The 16,334-nt window shown below is 29.6% G+C and carries 13 protein-coding genes and 1 pseudogene; 8 read left to right on the top strand and 6 right to left on the bottom strand.

Going from position 1 to position 16,334, the window contains the following annotated elements; translation table 11 throughout:
* The first annotated feature begins 119 nt into the window (after positions 1 to 119).
* The 4 genes and pseudogenes from IPK18_11175 to IPK18_11160 all read left to right on the top strand — a co-directional run bounded on the left by IPK18_11175 (position 120) and on the right by IPK18_11160 (position 3,100).
* Positions 120 to 1,314, top strand: a pseudogene (locus IPK18_11175) (amino acid deaminase/aldolase).
* A gap of 34 nt (positions 1,315 to 1,348) precedes the next feature.
* Positions 1,349 to 1,930 (top strand): hypothetical protein, encoded by a 582-nt coding sequence (locus IPK18_11170; protein ID QQR97420.1) that lies wholly within the window; start codon positions 1,349 to 1,351, stop codon positions 1,928 to 1,930.
* Position 1,931: 1 nt separating this feature from the next.
* Positions 1,932 to 2,624: a 16S rRNA (cytidine(1402)-2'-O)-methyltransferase gene (gene rsmI, locus IPK18_11165; protein ID QQR97419.1), complete on the top strand. Its 693-nt coding sequence runs from the start codon at positions 1,932 to 1,934 to the stop codon at positions 2,622 to 2,624.
* Between the two features lie 56 nt (positions 2,625 to 2,680).
* Positions 2,681 to 3,100, top strand: coding sequence for a nucleoside-diphosphate kinase (locus tag IPK18_11160; GenBank protein ID QQR97418.1), 420 nt, complete (start codon positions 2,681 to 2,683; stop codon positions 3,098 to 3,100).
* Between the two features lie 548 nt (positions 3,101 to 3,648).
* On the opposite strand, the gene IPK18_11155 is transcribed toward IPK18_11160, so the two are convergent.
* The gene (locus IPK18_11155) at positions 3,649 to 4,503 is read right to left on the bottom strand and encodes a hypothetical protein (GenBank protein ID QQR97417.1); all 855 of its coding nucleotides are present in this window, start codon (positions 4,501 to 4,503) and stop codon (positions 3,649 to 3,651) included.
* Between the two features lie 417 nt (positions 4,504 to 4,920).
* Between IPK18_11155 and IPK18_11150 the strand changes: the two genes are divergently transcribed.
* Positions 4,921 to 5,715, top strand: a complete 795-nt coding sequence (locus tag IPK18_11150) for an IS982 family transposase (protein ID QQR97416.1) — start codon at positions 4,921 to 4,923, stop codon at positions 5,713 to 5,715.
* 28 nt (positions 5,716 to 5,743) lie between these two features.
* Positions 5,744 to 6,655, top strand: a complete 912-nt coding sequence (locus tag IPK18_11145; protein QQR97415.1) for a hypothetical protein — start codon at positions 5,744 to 5,746, stop codon at positions 6,653 to 6,655.
* A gap of 7 nt (positions 6,656 to 6,662) precedes the next feature.
* Here IPK18_11145 and IPK18_11140 read toward each other — a convergent pair whose 3' ends face one another.
* The 4 genes from IPK18_11140 to IPK18_11125 form a co-directional block, all read right to left on the bottom strand.
* Positions 6,663 to 7,220: a YqgE/AlgH family protein gene (locus IPK18_11140; protein QQR97414.1), complete on the bottom strand. Its 558-nt coding sequence runs from the start codon at positions 7,218 to 7,220 to the stop codon at positions 6,663 to 6,665.
* 51 nt (positions 7,221 to 7,271) lie between these two features.
* Positions 7,272 to 7,817 (bottom strand): C40 family peptidase, encoded by a 546-nt coding sequence (locus IPK18_11135; GenBank protein ID QQR97413.1) that lies wholly within the window; start codon positions 7,815 to 7,817, stop codon positions 7,272 to 7,274.
* Between the two features lie 80 nt (positions 7,818 to 7,897).
* Entirely contained in the window at positions 7,898 to 10,135 is a 2,238-nt protein-coding gene (locus IPK18_11130) for a T9SS type A sorting domain-containing protein (protein QQR97412.1), read from the bottom strand.
* Positions 10,136 to 10,137: 2 nt separating this feature from the next.
* Positions 10,138 to 10,902 carry a hypothetical protein gene (locus tag IPK18_11125; protein ID QQR97411.1) on the bottom strand — a complete coding sequence of 255 codons (765 nt, stop codon included), beginning with the start codon at positions 10,900 to 10,902 and terminating at the stop codon, positions 10,138 to 10,140.
* A 133-nt stretch (positions 10,903 to 11,035) separates the two neighbouring features.
* On the opposite strand from IPK18_11125, the gene IPK18_11120 reads away from it, so the two are divergent.
* Both IPK18_11120 and IPK18_11115 read left to right on the top strand, forming a co-directional pair.
* On the top strand, positions 11,036 to 12,847 hold the full coding sequence (locus IPK18_11120) for an acyl-CoA dehydrogenase family protein (protein QQR99339.1): 1,812 nt from the start codon (positions 11,036 to 11,038) through the stop codon (positions 12,845 to 12,847).
* A gap of 83 nt (positions 12,848 to 12,930) precedes the next feature.
* On the top strand, positions 12,931 to 13,689 hold the full coding sequence (locus IPK18_11115) for an enoyl-CoA hydratase/isomerase family protein (GenBank protein QQR97410.1): 759 nt from the start codon (positions 12,931 to 12,933) through the stop codon (positions 13,687 to 13,689).
* Between the two features lie 54 nt (positions 13,690 to 13,743).
* Here IPK18_11115 and IPK18_11110 read toward each other — a convergent pair whose 3' ends face one another.
* Positions 13,744 to 16,320 carry a GHKL domain-containing protein gene (locus IPK18_11110; GenBank protein QQR97409.1) on the bottom strand — a complete coding sequence of 859 codons (2,577 nt, stop codon included), beginning with the start codon at positions 16,318 to 16,320 and terminating at the stop codon, positions 13,744 to 13,746.
* Between the last annotated feature and the right edge of the window lie 14 nt (positions 16,321 to 16,334).

Below are 16,334 nucleotides of genomic sequence, written 5' to 3'. Positions count from 1 at the left end.
AGCGAAGTTTGCAAATGCAATTTATACATATTTTAATACATCATTATAAATATCAAAAAACATGGCTATCTGTCATAATATATGGTTTGTTTTAGATATATTTGGGTAATCAATCAACTATGTCAACTAGAGATTATACTTACTACAACGAAATTTTTAAAGAAAATACCTTGCCGCTTGCCTATCTTGATGTAGATATGCTTAACGAAAATATTGATGCCATTGCTCAACGTGCTGGCAAAAAAAGTATACGCATAGCTTCTAAGTCTATCAGATGCAGGTGGGTGCTACAACATATTTTAGAAAGGAATAGTTGCTACAAAGGCATTATGTGCTTTACTGGTGCTGCAGCGCTTTTTTTTATCTAAGCAAGGTTTTGATGATTTGCTGTTGGGTTACCCTATTGTAGACAAAAAACAAATTCAACAGATTTGTGCTTCAACTAAAGTAGGCAAAAAAATTATCTTGATGGTAGATTTAGAAGCTCATCTACAATTGATAAACGATATTGCTGAAAAAGAAGATACTGTACAGCCTATTTGTATAGATATGGATATGTCGTCTAATATTATGGGTTTGCATTTTGGTGTCAATCGTTCTGCTATCAAAAATGAGAATGATGCTATTGCCTTAATTGATTCTTTAGAAAAATACAAGCATCTACAATTGGTGGCATTGATGGGCTACGAAGCTCAGATTGCTGGTGTGGGCGATACCAATCCTGCAATGGGTATCAAAAATTTTGCTATTAAATTTTTAAAAAAGAAATCTATTCCTGCATATACTGCACGTAGAGCTGCCATTGTACAATATGCCAAATCGAAATATAATACTATAGAGATTGTAAATGCTGGTGGCACAGGCAGTATGGAATGGAACAAAATAGAAGATGGCATTACTGAAATAACTGTTGGTTCTGGCTTTTATAGTCCTGCTTTATTTGATTATTATAATAATTTTAAACACTTGCCTGCTGCTGGTTTTGCTGTGCCAATTGTAAGACATCCGAGTGCAAATATGTTTACTTGCCTTGGTGGTGGCTATGTAGCTAGTGGTAGCATAGGCATAGACAAGCAACCTAAACCGTACCTACCTAAAGATGTGGTGCTTACAGAAAATGAAGGTACTGGAGAAGTGCAGACGCCTTTTACCTACAACGGAAAAGAGAAGCTAAAAATTGGTGATAGTATATTATTTAGGCATAGCAAAGCAGGAGAACTTTGCGAGCGTTTTAATGAATTGCATTTAATTAGTCAAGGAAAAATAATAGACAAAGTAAAAACCTATCGTGGCGAAGGCGAATGTTTCTTATAATATTTCTTTAGCTTAAAAATATTTATCTTTGTGCATGCATAGCATAGAACCATACTGGAAATGGCGAGATATATACAATGCTACAGCAGATGAGCTGTCGCCATTTTATGGAAAGACACATAGCGAATTTGAGTTTACAGATAAGATATACAACTATTTAATTCATCCACAATGGGATTCTTTTGGCTCTGAAACTTTGTACATTAAACAAATCTACACTAACTATAAAAGAGGTGTGGTAATATTAGAATTTATAGGCGAATGGAATGATTGTTTGAACAATGACATTATGTTCTTAAAAAGAGATATTATTGATACAATGATTGAAAATAATATTTATAAATTTATTTTGATTGGTGAAAATATACTTGAGTTCTTTGCAGATATTGAAGATTATTATGAAGAATGGTATGATGACATTCAACAACAGCATGGTTATATTGCTGCCATCAACTTTAAGTCGCATATTGTAAATGAAATGCAAGACGCAAACTTACACCACTATATAGAATTTATTGGGATAGATGATGATGAGCCAATTAATTGGAGACAATTTAAGCCTATACATTTAATAGAATATATTGAATCTCTACAAACAAAAATGCTAAATCCTTAAAATGACTGCAAACAAACTATACATTGTACCAACACCTATTGGCAACCTAGAAGACATTACACACCGAGCTCTAAAAGTACTACAAAGTGTAGATTTGATTTTGGCCGAAGACACCAGAAATACTCAATTTTTGTGTAAGCATTTTAGCATTAGTACGCCTTTGCAATCTTACCACAAAGACAATGAGCATAAAGTTGCAGAATACTTTATTCAGCAATTGCAAATGGGCAAAAATATTGCCTTAGTATCTGATGCTGGTACACCTGGAATTTCTGATCCTGGTTTCTTGTTGGTAAGAGCTTGTATTCTCCACCATATTGAAGTGGAAACATTGCCTGGTGCAACTGCTTTTGTACCTGCTTTGGTCAACTCTGGATTTCCTACTGATAGACTTGTGTTTGAAGGATTTTTGCCACACCAAAAAGGCAGGCAAAAAAGATTATTGGCATTAATTGAAGAACCGAGAACTATTATTTTGTATGAATCGCCATATAGAGTTGTAAAACTACTTAAGGAAATTATAGAACATATGGGCGCAGATAGGCAAGTTTCGATTTCTAGAGAACTTAGCAAAAAATTTGAAGAAACTTACAGAGGTAGCGCACAAGAAGCATTAGAATATTTTACACAAAAAGAACCAAAAGGTGAGTTTGTCGTTGTTATAAAAGGAAAAGAGAAAAGATTAATCGAATGATAATAAGCAGAATGTATTTTTTCTAAACTAGTATCTTACCTTTGCGCAAAAAAAATATGGCAACAAACAGAACATTTACCATGATAAAACCAGATGCTGTTGAAGCAAACAACATTGGTTCTATTTTAGCAATGATGACCGAAAACGGATTTAAAATTGTAGCAATGAAGTACACAAAATTATCTTCAGAGCAAGCAGGACAATTTTATGAAGTACACAAAGAGCGTCCTTTCTATGGCGAATTAGTAGAGTTTATGAGTAGAGGACCAATTGTAGCTGCAATTTTAGAAAAAGAAAATGCAGTAGAAAGTTTTAGAAAACTAATTGGTGCTACAAATCCTGAGCAAGCAGAAGAAGGTACTATTAGAAAAAGATTTGCAAAATCTATTGGTGAGAATGCTGTTCATGGTTCTGACTCTGATGAGAATGCAGCGATTGAAGGTAACTTCTTTTTCTCTTCGTTAGAAAGATTCTAAGCATTATTAAATATTCATTTATTTGTAAAGGCTAATATTTATTATTAGCCTTTTTCTTTTTTGGTATTTGTATGTAGATGTTGTTAGTTTTGCCATTATGAAATATTCATTTACTTTTTTTCTTGATAAAATATGTGTATTTACTTTCTTTCCCTTGATGGAAAGAAAGTAACAAAGAAAGATCAAGGCTTACGAAAAATGACGCTAAAAATATTCGTCTTCGCTAAAAGTTTTTAAACTTGTTCTGCTTCTACAAAGCAGAACTTCAAACAGCAAAACTTTCTTTACGCTCGACGCTTATTTTCTTAACGATATTTTTCTGATGCCGTGATAGTCAGCAGTCGACAGTCGACAGTTTGGATTGCTTCATTTCCTTCACAAGGACGAAACATTTTTATGTTATTTTTATTTTATATATGCATTGGCGTGTTGGTTAGGAAACCAACATGGGCGAAGCTCGATACAAGAGTATTATGGTTACTTTTTTTCTTAATAGAAAAAGTAACAAAGAAGATTTTAGTTTTGATTTTGTTGTAAGAAATGTTGTATTACTTTTTATTAGTCTTTTTCTTTTTTGTAGTCTTTTCTAGTTTTGGCTTATTCTTTATTTCATAAGCGATACCTACATGTGGCGAAAATCCAATATTTGTATTGTAAGATGTGGCGAAATCTATCATCAAACCTTGCTTTAGTTTTACACCTACGCCAACTGATGCAATTGTTGGATCTGTTGATATTCCTGCTCTAAAACTTACTATTTCTTTGTATGTATAATCTAATCCAGCTCGCACGCGTGTTTTTCTGCCAAACTCTTGTTCTAATTCTAATGTAATGAAAAACTTTTTTATTGCCTCATAAGTTGCGCCAAACTTGAGTACTGTAGGGATTTTCTCAACTTTAGTATCATCTATATATAGTTTTAATGGATTGTACACATGTGCTGCAATACTCAATTCTTCTATTGGCTTCGCCATTATACCCAATTCAAATGTTGCAAAGTTTTTTTGTCCGTAGCCTTCTATCCTTGTGTTTATCCAATCTAATTGCATGCCTACCGAAATAAATTTTGCTAATTTTATAGCATAGGAAAGTCCTATCTTTTTATCGTTATAAGCATTGTAGCCATAATATCCAAAAGACAAACCAAATGTGCCTGCTTTGGATACTGGAATAGCCATAACACCTGAAATATTATTAACACCTTCACCAATAAAAACTGGAGAATAATATAAGCCAAAAGATTTTTTTTCTAAGAATGCACTTGCTGCTTGGTTGTTGTATACTGAATAAACACTAGGTAAGGAAATAGAATTAAAACCCATTCCAGCTTGGCGAGCACCAGAAGTTCTGAACTCTCCAAGTGCCATTGCTTGGTTAATGGATAAAATAAATAATATGTACAATAATCTTAATTGCAAAAAATACCCCTCAAATTATTTGTAATATAGTTAATATTTCTAAAAATACTAATACAACATAAGACATCTTATAACAATTTGTGGAAAATTAGCGTTTCTAGCATAGTAATTGTATATCTAAATTTACATGTAAAATTAAACTACTACCTATTTAAAAACATCTTTATGAACAAATTTTTATTATTTATAACCCGTTGTGCGGTTTAAATACTTAATATAAAAGTGATGTTGTGCATCATGTTTTAGCATGATTTTTGTATATAATTATTTGAATACCAATTATTTACAATGCACAACATCAAATCAAATTTCGACAAAATTTTTAATCTTTCCAAACTTTATCTGAAAGATTTTATTGTAGATTCCTCTTTTAACTTCCAATTATATAGAAATAAGCCTAAAATGAATGATTGTGAAATCATCGCATTATCACTTTGTGCTGAAGCATTGAGTATTGATTCTGAAAACTTATTTTGGAAGAAATTAAAGGTAGAATATTCATTAGATTTTCCACATTTAATTGACCGTTCTAATTATAATAAACGAAGGCGAAGATTACAGAATTATATTCATCTCTTGAATGAAAAAATGGCACAACCTTTTAATGAATTTGAAGATGTTTTTATTGTAGATTCTATACCTATTCCAATTGTACAATTAGCAAGAGAAAAGCATTCTAAAATATGCAAACATGATTTTGAAACAGCTCCAGATAAAGGTTATTCTGCTGTAAGTAAATCGTATTATTATGGATATAAACTTCACTTGTCTACAACCCTTAATGGAACATTTATGTCAATGGATATTACCAAAGCCAGCGTACATGATGTACATTTTTTAAATAATCTAAAGCATAGTGGAATGAATAATGCTATACTACTTGGTGACAAAGGCTATCTATCTACTCAATACCAATTAGACTTGTTTGAGTCCTGTAATATTCAACTTAAAACTCCTTTGCGTAACAATCAAAAAGACTATCAGAAATATCCATTCATACTTAGAAAATGTAGAAAGAGAATTGAAACATTATTCTCACAACTTTGTGACCAGTTTATGATTAAAAGAAACTATGCTAAATCATTCATTGGATTGATTACAAGAATCAAATCTAAAACCTGTGCATTAACTGCCTTACAACTTTTAAATAAAATGAATAATAAACCAATCAATCATCTTAAATTCGCACTATGTTAAACCGCACAACAGGTTCTTTATATTATTATTGTGCATTAATAGTTTCTCTGTTTTCTCAGCATATAAGTTAGAAAATGACTATGGATACTTACAAGACATTACCTTTGAATTGTATGATGCAAATGTGAATACAAATAAAGTACCTGAACATATACAAAGCATAGAAGAAACGCTAATGTATGACGTATTGCACGCAGTATGGATAGATAATAAATGGGTAGCTTATACACTTAATAAAAATCTATTAGGAACTTATAAAGTTGGCAGTCCAACGATTATTGAAAATGATGAGACTAAAAAAATGTTTTTTATTGCAAATTTTCCTGGCACAAAAGGTGGTACAGATTTGTATATGTCAGAATACAAAGATGAATTGTGGAGCAAACCAAAAAATATGGGAAATGGCATAAACACACCAAACAACGAATCGAATACTGGAATGCTTGATGAAAATAATTTGACATTTTCTTCTAATGGTGTTATTAAAAAGTTGAACATAAATAATTATGCAATTGAAGATGCACCAGCTGAAATTAAAAAAACAACTGAACCTACAAGTTATATTTTAACAACAACTTCTGTAACAACTGAAGAAATAAAAGCACCTACAAAACCTACTATTAACACAAAGAAAGAAGAACCTAAAACAACAAACAGCATCAACAATATTACATCTAAAGATCATCTTAGTCTTGGTAAGATGAGTACACAAGATGTAAAAAGTAAATATCCGTTGGCGATACAACTTGGCTCTTATATGAATCCAAATTGGAATATTTTAAATCAGTTTTCGAATATTGGACAATTGATTACTTATAAGAATGAAAGAGATTTAAATACTGTTTGGATTACTGGCTTTAGCTCAATAGAACAAATGAATTCTGCATTAGAAAAAGTACGACAATACTCAAGTTTTGAAAAGTCTTTTATCGTAAAATAAGCACACTTTAGTTTAGGTTTGGGTTTTCTGGATACTCAGCTATAAGTTTATATTTTCCACCCATTTTTTGTAGAATATCTTTCCACATGTATTCGCTTGTTTTAAATATTGGATAATCTATATTGCATATTATCCAACTTTGTTCTTCTACTTCGGCTTTGAGTTGCTCAAAATCCCAAGCTGCATAACCTGAAAAGAACATAATATTTTGTGGCATGATGTGCTTTAGTTTTATTTGTTCTTTCAACACATCAAAATCTCCATTCCAATATATATTATCTTCAATTTGAAATGCATTAGGTATAATATCGTGGTATACATGAATATAATTTAGTCTGTCATTTTCGACTGGACCACCACTATGAATAAATGCATTGATATGCGGAAAGTTGCCAACCATCTGATTCACTTTAAAGATTGTTGGTTTATTGAGAATCAGTCCAATTGTTCCTTCTGTATTGTGCTCACAAATTAAGACTACTGAACGTTTAAAATGTTCGTCTTGCATAAATGGTTCGGCAAGCAATAGAGTTCCTTTCTTGATATTATTAAAATCAGCATCCATTATTAAACATTTGTGTTTAACAAAATTATGGATTCTAGCTTTTTTATAATATTAATTATTTACTTTGAATGTAGATGCTATTCTTCCTGCTTTGCAAAATCTTTTTGCCCAATATGGATCGCTTAGATTCGCAATTGACACACCTTTTGATGATGATGAATGTGTAAATTTACCATCTTGCAGATAAATGCCAACATGTGAAATGCCACCACCATTTACATTAAAGAAAACCAAATCTCCTTCTTGTAATTCTGAAGGATCTACATATGTTGTAATTTGTGCTAATTGATATGATGTAGAATAATCACTTTGGCACTCTGAATTTAATTTAAAAACATAATTTGAACAATCTATGCCTTTTTCTGTTTTGCCACCATATTTGTATGGTGTGAACATCCATTTAAAAATATTTACATATAATTGTGGATCTACTGCTTTGTTTAGATTTATACCAGATTCTGTAAAAAAGATGCTTAATCCATCAAAATCAACTTTGTTTTCTGAACAAACTTTTTTAAAAATATCAAAAAAATTATTTTCTGCTTTTACTGTTTGAAAATTAGACACTAATAAAACTACTAATGCTAATTTGCTCATGTATTTTCTCATATTGACAAATATAGATTAAATTTATTATATATCCAAAAAATAGGTAACCAAAAATAACTAATTAAGTGTTAAAAAATGACTGTTTTCGTTGTAAAATGGTTCATTTTTTTGTCTACGATATTAATAATATACATTCCAGAAGGAAATTTACTTACATCTATTTTATTATTATTTTCGTTGCTAGTAGTTGAAATTACTACATTTCCGTTCATATCTGCAATTTCAATTTGATAAATATTGTCTTTAATTTTGCTATGAATATTGATATTGATATAATCTTTATTTGGAATTGGAAAAACGTCGGCACTTAGTTCGTTTTTTTTTTGAGTGTTTGTGATATTCGTTGTTTGATCTTCTTTTAGATGCAAGCAAAATGAACCAATTGAATATGCTGGCATCAATAATGTATCATTGAAATTTTTTGTAGTATCTACAATTTTGTAACTTGAATTTGGAATTTGATTTCTCAAAGCATTACATTCTACATAGTTTGATGCTATGTATGTTTTGGCTACTAATTGATGTGTTGAAACTTTATCTACAACATATTTTTTTTGGTTTGATATAAATTGAATATTTTTTAAGCTATAGAAATCATCATTGGTACTTAAATTTGTAAAATGTATATACACTTTATCTTTTTGTTGATTGATAAAAATTTGATTATTCGTTTTCTGAGATGTATTTGCTGTCAAAGTTGTGTTTAATTTTTTACAACTGTCACTCAATGTTTTGTTCCAAATATAGTATGCTTCGTAAGGCAACATTTTATCAATACTATAATTTGCATTTCTGTCATAGCCAGATTTTATTAGTGCAAAGGCAAAATATGGTGAAGATAAATAATGCAACAACCATGTTTTGACATTATATTGATTATTGTTTTCATAAAATTCTACTTGTTTTGCTATTGCCTTAATAAGAAAATAACTATGCAAGAATGTATTGGGTACAAAAGAATGAAAATTAAAATTCCATTCTGTAATCCAAAGTGGCTTTCCTCCTACTGTTTTACTTACTGCATTTAAAAAATATGGCAATGATGTTTCAATATAAAAATCTATAAATTTTATTCCAGAATTATTTATTTCATTTACAGACATGGTATTTAACAACTCTGTGTATTTGTCACAATCTATAAATCTTGGTGTGTATATATGTGGAATGAGTGCATCTATTTTAGATTCTCTAGAGAAAAACTTAGACCAAAAAAATGCACTCTTTTCTAAATTTCCAAATGGTGCAAGCAAGTATGGTTCATTGTTTGTATTGAAACCTACATTCGCTCTGACACCACCAACTGTAACGCCAATTGGAATATTAAAATTTTGATGAATAGAATCTGCATATAAAGTAATAAGAATCCAATTTTTGACTAATCCTTCTAAATAATCACGAAATAATAACTCACTAAATGGATTTTCTAGGCTTGTATCTGATGCATTACATTGATATGGGAAATGCGAAAAATCATCATCGAATAACATATATTCTGCTTCTGTTTCGTTGCCTATTTCTATACCTTTTATTTTTAAATTTTTTGATTTAAAAAATCTGATAGAATTCATATTTTCTTGAAAACTATATTGAAATCCTGCACTTCTAACTAAAGAATCTTTAATAATTTTTATTATTGAATCATTTTTCAATTTATCTAATGCATCTATAGCAATTTTTATTTGATTGGTATCTACTGTAGGTAAAAGTGCATCATATTTTGTATTGAGTAATGCATTATTTTGATTAAAATATTTTTGAATAAGGTATTGAATAGCTTGAGATGCATTTTTTAAGTGCCCTTTGTAAATATGTGTATGTGAATTTAAGTGGTAATAAAATCCTACATCAGGAATATCTGTTGCCATTTTTTGCATAAAATCTGCGAAATAATGTGCATAGTTTTTTTCTAATTTTTGTTCAAAATTATATGCATTTCTATACTGTGAGATTTTTGCACCACCAATTCCATAATATGTTTCATTGCAATATATTTCTGTTGTGTCTAAGCCAGAACCTTTACCATAAAAATGAAAATAATTTCCTCCTGTTCCTTCTGGAAATCTATAATCTGAAATTTTGAGTGCTTTACATGTTGCTAAATATTCTGCATTAAAGTATGTATTTGTAATTACTTCTTGATTATCTGGATCTACTTCAAAATTCAATCCACTAAGCACATCTGCCATTCCTGCACCTGTAAAAAGCTTAGGAAGAATATTATTTGTTTTAGTATCATCAATATTAATATCTTCAGCATGCAAGTTGCAAAAAACTAAAATCAACAGTAATAAAATTATATTTTTCATGTTTAGATTTTTACAAAGTTCCAAGTTTCTTTATTCTTTATTCTTCTTAATTGCGAAATACTAATCTTATATTTTTTAAGCAAATCATTTGTGTTAAATGCCATCGAATCTTTTAATTCATTTTTAATTTCAATAACTTTTTCTATAGTTAGTTTATAACTTAGTTTTGGTTTATCAATACTCTTTCGTTGATATTTGTATAAGTTTGCTTCATCTAATGTTGCCCATTTTAGATTTGTACTTTTGTTGTTTTCTTTATTTCCATCAAGGTGAATAATATATGTATGATTTTTACTTTTAGGTTTGCAAAAATATGTTGCCACTAGTTTATGCAACAACCATGACCTTGTTATTGCTCTGCTTTTTCTATCTTCTAATAAGAATTTTTGGTATGCTCTTTTTTGTTTATTATATTCTTTTTCAAGCGCTACAATTCCTTCTCTTTTCTTAAATCTTGTATCAGATTTATATTTAAGCTCTTTTATTTCTTTCTTCTCTTTTGCAATCTCAGCTTTAGCTTCAGATAGCTCATACTTATATTTTACAAATAATTTCTCTTCTTTCTTTGTTCTTGGTCTATAAAATGTTCTATTTACAGTTCTAAATCCTCTTAAGTGTGATGCTTTTGTAGTTTTAAATTCATCGTGTTTATTTACTGTTCTTAGATTACCAAAATTTGATACTTGTAATCTAAAATCAACCTCAAATGTTAGATTTAGATCAACATCTTTCCAATTTTCTTGCACATCTTTACTTTTGCTTTTCACTCTACTATTATAATATATTGCAATATAGTAAAATCTATTTAAAGTTTAATTAACCTAAAATCCAATGCATGCATTGCAATTTTAACCTAACTTTATACTGTCTATAAAAAATATAACAACTAAAAATAAATAAATTATGGCAACAAAAAAACAATCATCATTAATTGGTGGCTCATTCTTACTAAAAAACACATCTACTGAAGACGTATTTATTCCTGAACAATTTTCTGAAGAGCAAATTGGTATCAGAGAAATGGTAAAAGATTTCTGCCTTAAAGAAATCCATGGAATGGGTATTGAAAAATTAGCATTAATGGATGCTAACAAAGATATGGAAACTGTAAAAGAAACATTTCATAAAGCAGCAGAATTAGGCTTATGTGGTGGTTCCATTGCTGAGCAATATGGTGGAATGGGTTTAGACTTCAATACTGGTTTAGTAGTAAGTGAGGCTATTGCATTAGGATTTTCATTTGCTACAACAATTGGCGCTCAAACATCTATTGGTTCATTACCAATTGTGTGGTATGGCAATGAAGCACAAAAAGAAAAATATTTACCAAAAATTGCAAGTGGAGAATATGTTTGTTCATACTGCTTAACTGAGCCAACATCTGGTTCTGATGCAAATAGTGGAAAAACAAATGCGGTATTAGATTCAGAAGGCACACACTATTTATTGAATGGTCAAAAAATGTGGATTACAAATGGTGGATTTGCTGATATCTTTATCGTATTTGCAAAAATCGACAAGGATGAAAAATTATCTGCATTTATAGTAGAAAAAGAATTTGGTGGTATTGAATTAGGCAAAGAAGAAAAGAAAATGGGTATCAAAGCATCTTCTACTGTTCAATTATTTTTTAATAATGTTCCAATTCCAAAAGAAAACTTATTAGGTGAAAGAGGCAAAGGTTTTAATATGGCATTGAACATATTAAATAGTGGTAGAATAAAAATTGCTGCTGGTGCAACAGGTGGAATGAAATATGGCGTAGAAAAAGGAATTGAATATGCTAATCAAAGAATACAGTTCAACAAACCAATTGCAGACTTTGGTGCAATTAAACAAAAAATTGGACAAATCGTAGCAAATGCATTTGTTATTGAATCAGCAGTATATAGAGTTGGTGCAGATGTAGATAAAAAATATGCAGAATTAAAAGCAGCAGGAAAATCAGAGAATGATAGCAAAATAGATGCGATGAGAGAGTATGCTATTGAGTGTGCTATTCTTAAAGTACAAGGTTCTGATGCAATGTGTAATGCAGCTGACGAAGTAATACAAATTTTTGGTGGAATGGGTTATTCTATGGAAACTGGCGTAGAAATGGCATACAGAGATGCTCGTATTACAAAAATATATGAAGGCACAAATGAAATCAACAAAATGCTTTCTTTAGCTGAGTTTTACAAAAGAGCATTCCAAACAAAAGAAATCAATATAAAAGACGCTTCTAAAACTATTCCGTTAGGAATTGCTAAAAATTTAAATCCATTTGCAAATGGCAATTTAGCTAAAGAAGAAGAGATCGTAGATAATTTAAAAAATCTATTTATGATAATTACTGGTGTTGCTGGAAGAAAACTTAAAACTAAATTAGTTGATGAGCAAGAAATAGTAATGAATTTAGCTGATATTTTAGCAATGGCATTCATGACAGAGTCTGCAGTATTGAGAATTAAAAAACTTGCTACAATGCCAGGTGTTGATAAAAAAGATTTAGAATTAAAAACTAAAGCTACACAATTATACATCTATGATGCATTAGACACTGTAAGAAAAGCAGCTAAAAATGCAATTGATAGTTACTCTGATGGTGTAGAAAAATTTGCAATGCACAGATTAGTAGATGGACTTATTAGAACTTATGATATAAATCCTAAAGACACTAGAAGAGCAGTTGCTGATTATGCTTTAGATAAAAATACGTATCCTTTCTAAGCTTATTTAGAAATACATTTTCAAAACGCTATGTAGGTTTCCTATGTAGCGTTTTTTTATTAACTTAGGTAAAAATATTATACATGGAATACATACATATCATAAAAAAAGAAAACTACGCCATAATAGAAATGAAAAGAGGAAAATCAAATCCTATCAATCAACAATTTGTTACAGAATTTAATCAATCATTACAAGAAATACTAGAAAATGAAGACATTGATGGTGCTGTTATTGTTGGGCAAGAACGTTTCTTTTCTGCTGGCTTAGATATTCCAGAACTATTTCAATATAATGGCGCAGAATTCAATAAATTTTGGAGAAGTTTTATGCATATGATATTAAGTTTATCAAAATTCAACAAACCATTGGTTGCTGCAATTACAGGACATGCACCAGCTGGTGGTTGTATTATTGCAAATGGATGCGACTATAGAGTAATGGCTGAAGGTGAATATAAAATTGGATTAAATGAAATTCCTGTAGGAATTATTGTACCACGTGGTGTGTATGCACAATACAGTGTATGGTTGGGCAGCAAAAATGCCTATCAATATTTGATGGAAGGAAAATTGTATTCTCCAGCACATGCCAAAGAAATTGGATTAGTTGATGAAGTGGTACCTATGGAAATGGTATTAGAAAAAGCTGAGCAAAAGCTTAAGCAATATTTACAATACGAACAAAATGGCTGGAGAACAACAAAATCTCAATTAAGAAAACATGTGATTATTACAATGGAAAGTTTATCAGAAGATGAGATGAATTTATTTCAACAGCAATGGTGGAGCGAACCTGTACGAAAAATGATGCATCAATTCATAGAAAAACTAAAGAAGTAAAACAACATACTATATAATATAATATAATATAATATAATATAATATAATATTAATCTATTTGTCTTTAGGAATTTCTAAGTAGAAAATGGTATAAGTATTTTCTTCAGATACAAACCAAATTTTACCATTTATACTTTCCATAATATTTTTGCAAATAGCAAGACCTAAGCCAGTTCCAGAAGATTTGGTTGTAAAATTAGGTTCAAATATTCTTGATGCTTTATCTTTTGGAATTCCATTGCCATTGTCTTTTATACTTATTTGATACAAATCTCCTGCATCTTGAATATCTACATTGATGATACCTTCTCTGTCTGATGGAATTGCTTGAATGGCGTTTTTAAATAAATTAGTAAACACTCTATTCATTTGGTTTTTGTCTGCCATGATGAATGCATCATCTAAATTTTTTTCAAAATAAATTTTCACATGATTTGTTTCTCTAAACAATTCTATAATTGAAGTGAGAATTGGAATAAAATCTATTCGTTCAACTACTGAACTTGGTAGTTTTGCAAAGTCTGAAAATGCTGACGCAATATCTGAAAGAATATCAATTTGCTCAATTAACCTGTTTGAAATTTTGAGTGTGAGTTCTTGTAAATTTTCATCATTATTGTACAATGCACGCTGCAAATGCTGAATGCTCAACTTCATTGGTGTTAATGGATTTTTTATTTCGTGTGCTACTTGTTTTGCCATTTCGCTCCACGCACCTTCTCTTTCTGACTTTGCTAATGCTATTGCACTTTTTTCAAGTTCGAATAACATTCTATTGTACTGTTTAACCAGCAAACCAATTTCGTCATTTTTGTTCCACTCTAATTGAATATTCTTTTTATCTAGTTGTACTTTTTGTATATGATTGGCAATAATAGCAAGTGAATTGGTGATGCTCTTTGATAAGAAAACTGCTGCAAATGCAATTAAAATTAAAAACAAAACATATATATTAATTAAATAAATTAAGAACAGTACAATTTCTGATTGTAAGTATTTATCTAAATTATAATGCGGAAATTGCAAATACAATTTTGTATTGCCATCAATTACAATTGCAATGTATAAACTTAAAAAACTAAGTTTCCCAATTTTTTCTTCGCCAATAAATTTTGACTTTCGTAAATGATACAATGCGTAATATGCTTCGGAATTCATTTTTTTTGAGACAAGATGATTCTTATATATTTCTGGGTTTGATGTTGCCAACATATCGCCATTTGTGTTGTATGCTGTAATATCAATTTCAAAAACATCTGAACGTTGTTGTAGTTTATTTGCAATTACCCAATTGTACGTTTCTTCGCCATAAGTTGGATAATATTCTAAGAAAAGTTGTTTAAAGTTTTTAACGACTACGTTTGTATTCTGTTTCAATTTATCGTAATAAATATTTTTATATTGGAAATTAAAATATACAAATGTAATAAATGCCAATATACTCAACGACAAAAACAGCAATAGTATAATATAGTTTTGAATTTGTTTTTGCAACGTGTCATTTATAAAGAAATCTTTGATTTTGGTATCTAACCACATGTTGTATGAAAAACCCATGTAATCTAATATTACAAACAAAATAAGGTAAGTGAACAACATGAGTGAAAAGACTGATATAGCAACCCACAATGATTTATTTGGCTCAGATACTACAATTGCTTTATCGTTTGAAAAATAAATTAAGTGCTTATAATTGTACTTATCTACAATATTATAATCATCGTTTTTTAATTTACGAAAATCTAGATAAGTTGCATATTGGTAAAAACCATTATTTTTTATTAGATGTTTGTTTTGGTAAATTGCGTAAGAATAATTTTTAAAAATATCATCATAGTAGGTTTTATTCTTCGTCAATAATTCTGGATATGCGCTATTGATTTTGAATATACGTGGAATTAATTCAATATAGATATAACCATAATTGAGTGTATCATCGTTATATAAAAAACGTGCTACATATTTTTCGCCACTTTCTTTTAATGGAATGTGATAAAAGTAATCTGTAATATGTACTGATTTCTTTAGATTTATCATTCTATCAAAATAATAAGCTGTTTTATTTTCTACGCCTTTGAGTGTATTTTTTTCAGCATCGAATGTGTATGAGTTTATTATATAATTTTTATTAAACTTAGATAGATATTTTAAAACTCTTTCATTCAAATCAATATTTGTCAAGTATGGATTTGCTATGTATTGTTTTATAAAATTATCCTTGGCAATTTTTTGTTCGATGGTTGCCATATCAAATTCTTCTAACAAATCTCTTTCTGCATATAATTCATGGATTTTTTTCTTTTTAATTTCTAATTCTTTATCACTCGAAAATATCCAAAGCAAAGTTGTGGTGAGCATTGCCAACATTGCAATAATCAGAATAGAAGTAATAAAATAATACTTGGATTGGATTTCTTTTTTGATGTAAAAAATCAAAATAAAGCTACTTAGCCAAAATGCTAGATATAGTGTAAAATATACATTTCCATTAACAACATACCTTACAACTGATACAATAGCAATAAGCATTAGAATTAGATAAAAATCTTGTTTTTCAATTTTACTATAAAAAATATAATTGAGTAATTGGAACAATGTAAAGAACAACAAACCAAATAATATCAATGCCAAATACAAATAGATAT

Source organism: Sphingobacteriales bacterium (assembly GCA_016699615.1).
Classification (GTDB): domain Bacteria; phylum Bacteroidota; class Bacteroidia; order Chitinophagales; family JADIYW01; genus JADJSS01.
Note: the sequence above shows the minus strand (reverse complement) of the source record. Positions and strands in the feature narration are given on the sequence as shown.